General features: G+C 36.5%; 3 protein-coding genes. All 3 read right to left on the bottom strand.

Translation table 11 applies throughout. The features are described from left to right. Positions 1 to 2,056: SLBB domain-containing protein (locus CXF89_RS18805; RefSeq protein WP_121955450.1), on the bottom strand; the 2,056-nt coding region annotated here is incomplete at its 3' end. Between the two features lie 3 nt (positions 2,057 to 2,059). Then, on the bottom strand, positions 2,060 to 2,920 hold the full coding sequence (locus CXF89_RS18800) for an OmpA family protein (protein WP_121955449.1): 861 nt from the start codon (positions 2,918 to 2,920) through the stop codon (positions 2,060 to 2,062). Positions 2,921 to 2,938: 18 nt separating this feature from the next. Continuing rightward, on the bottom strand, positions 2,939 to 3,202 hold a 264-nt coding region (locus CXF89_RS18795; protein WP_145990845.1), incomplete at its 5' end, for an STAS domain-containing protein.

Here is a 3,202-nt window from a genome sequence, read left to right as displayed (position 1 = left end):
TTATAAAGTCTACAAAATTATCTTTAAATTGACTAAGTAAATCTTGACCTTTATCTGGTACAAATAATGTATCACCTGCACGTAATACTGGTAAATTAGCTGAATTAGGTGATTTAATAAATTCTTCTAAATCAAAGATACGTGATTGCTCCTTACAACAGGAGTGATTAACAACAACTATTTTATCAATTAATGCTGAGCTAGAAGGGCCGCCAGCTTCAGCTAATACGTCTAAAATTGACATGGTATCATCAAAACTATATCGCCCTGGCTTTTGAACAGCTCCCATAATACGAACAACACGCTCCTTTGGTGTACGTAACCAGTTTTTATCTTTTTCTGGAACAAAAATAGTATCTCCTGGTAACACGTTAGGGAATAGTGTTTCATCACCAGTTTCAAAGTACATAGATAGGTTCAGTTTACTTACTTTAGCCTTTTGTCCATTGCGATGAGTTATGCGTATGTTTCTAATATCAGCACTTTCATTAGGACCATCAGCGGCAGATAAAATATCCAAAAAGTGCATGTTATCATTAAATGCGTAGCGCCCAGGAGAACCAACCTGACCCATAATATAAATTGATTTACTCGACTCTTGACGGATCCATTGTGATTTATTGTTTCCGGGATCAACAGGAAGCTCTTCTACAATTATCGTATCGCCAGCTAAAAGTTGAGGTAACTGTATTTGGCCATCAGTAATCGTGTACTTTTCAAGGTCGAAACGCTTCGTCACGTCACCATTTCGTACAATTTTGATGTCATTAATATTTGCACCTTTAGTAGGGCCTCCAGCATGAGCAAGTAAGTCAGTAAAGTCCATTTCACTACTCCATTCGTACCTACCAGGTGACTGAATAGCGCCTATTATTTTGATTGCTCTTTTAGTTGGGATCTTTAACCAACTTTTCTCATTAACATCTGTTTTCTCAGGTACAAAAATAACATCACCTGGGTTTAAATCTGGTACTTTAGCTGTCGTAGTGCCTTCACTATAGCTTTGTAAATCAAACAAAATGCTCTCACCTTCCGGAGTGAGTATTTTTATTTGACGAGTTTCGGCAAAGCGAGTTGGGCCTCCAGCGTTAGCCAATATATCTAAAAAATTAGTACTATCTGCTGCCTCATATGCTCCTGGCTTTTGTACTTCTCCCATAATATAAACTGTACGTGAAGTTGTATTTACATCATCGACCATTATTGGTACATAAATAGTAGAGCCTGCTTTTAGCTCAGGCATATTGCTATTAGTAGGTGTATCTAAGTAAGCTTTTAGATCAAAAATAACAGGTTTTTTATCTACTATAACCCTTATTTTTGTTACATCAGCATAGCGTGTTACGCCTTCTGAACGCATAAGTGCGTCTAATATAGACATGTTATCCTTATACGAAAAACTACCTGGATTGTGGACTTCACCTAAAATTGTAATAGCAGTATCATCACTAGCATCACCAGTAGCACTAAGTGTTTGTGCGTCAAAGTCAATTTGTACATTACCTAGTAATGGCGAGACAGGAACAAATACAGTATCACCGCTTTTAAGGGGAGGTAATAATGTAATATTGCCTGTGTCTAAATAAGCTTTGTAGTTAAACTCTATAACTTCATTACTTCTTCGGATTTGTAAGCGGTCTAATTGTGCACCAGGTTTCAAACCGTCGGCCTTAGCGATAACCATTTGAATGTTGCCATCGTCAGGTATACTTACTTGAGATGGGTTATTCACGTAGCCTAATATTTTTATAAATATGTCGCGGCTACTTATCTCAACATAGAAATCATCTATAGCAATAAAAAATTGACCCAATATAGGTTTAAGCTCTAAGGTGATTTGTGCTGTGGTTTTACCTACGACATCAAAACGACCAATTTCTGGAATATTGATTTGTCCATTTTTATCAACTTCGAATGGTTTATCAAATTCAGCTTCTCCTGGAACATATAATAAGAGTTTATTACCAACTTGTACCTCAAAGTCGCTGTCAGATACTAAACCAGCAGCTTGTGAGCTAAAGATAAAAAAGATAAAAAAGATAAAAATACTTTTCATAAATTACTCCTTTTTCCTTTCTATCACTTTAGTCCAATTCATTAGGGCTTTAACTTTTTTGTTTTGCTGGATACTCTCGTTTGCATCAAGAACTATAGCCTCCACACGTCTATCTGAGTGGTGAGTTGTCGTACTGTTTGACTCATCGCTATAAGGTTTGAGGCTCCCTTGGGTGAGTGTTGTAAGGCTCTGATTGGGGACTCCGTATACTTCTAGCCAATGTTTTACAGTATCAGCTCGTTTTAAAGCCAGCTCGTAATTGTTATTGACTTCGCCGAGTGAGTCAGTGTGACCAATCAACAAGATAGTAACTGAGCTTACCTGTTTTACTAAATCAGCAGCCTGAGCCAAGCGGGTGGCATATTTAGGAGTTATCTCAAACTCATTGAAAGCAAATTGATTATCGCTATTTAGAAGATCTGAAACTTGTTTTTTTACAGAAAGAGTGGCTTCTGCAGATGTACTTTCTTCTGCGCAATGAGTAGCTTGTCTAACTAAGCTAAAGTGATTAGTCAGTTGATTTAAATCATGATAATGGATTAATAAATCATGTTCAGCATCTTCCCACATTTGTGCAGCTATTAATCGACGAATACGGTTCTCATATATTTGAGATTTAAGCAATTGGGCAGGCATACATGATTGAATATCTTGTGATTTTAAAAGCTCTAGTTTTAAAACAAGGTGTTCGAATTCACTACGAATAACCTCTTCGGGCTGTGTATAGTTACTGTCTTCTTGTTCATCGTCTAGGGGGTAGTTCTGATATTTTTCAGCCCAGCCACCTTGTCCTTCATCCGGCCATGAAGCACACCCTCCTAATAATAAAATTAGAGCCGCAAAAAAAATATTGTGTGCTTTCATATAGCCTCCATTATGCTATTAAATTGAATCTACGAAAGGAATGGTTTTATCAACTCTAAGTAGAGTCATTAGTTTATATGGTTGCCCAGTAACATTTAATAACATAAGTTTATGATTTTTCTTCTCTATTCTTTTGTATAGAAAAACAATAGCACCTATTCCTGAAGAGTCGATAAATTCTGTCTTAGATAAATCAAGAACAATTGATTTACTATCGGTTTCTACTAACTTTTCAAATTCATCCTTAAAACCATCAACTGTAAAACCTGAGAAATCAGATGG

Source organism: Pseudoalteromonas sp. MelDa3, assembly GCF_002863625.1.
Classification (GTDB): Bacteria; Pseudomonadota; Gammaproteobacteria; order Enterobacterales; family Alteromonadaceae; genus Pseudoalteromonas; species Pseudoalteromonas arctica.
This window is presented reverse-complemented; position numbering and strand designations above follow the sequence as displayed.

Excerpts from the sequence above, each read along its gene's own strand:
- CXF89_RS18800 (WP_121955449.1), bottom strand. The coding sequence starts at position 2,920 with ATGAAAGCACACAATATTTTTTTTGCGGCTCTAATTTTATTATTAGGA.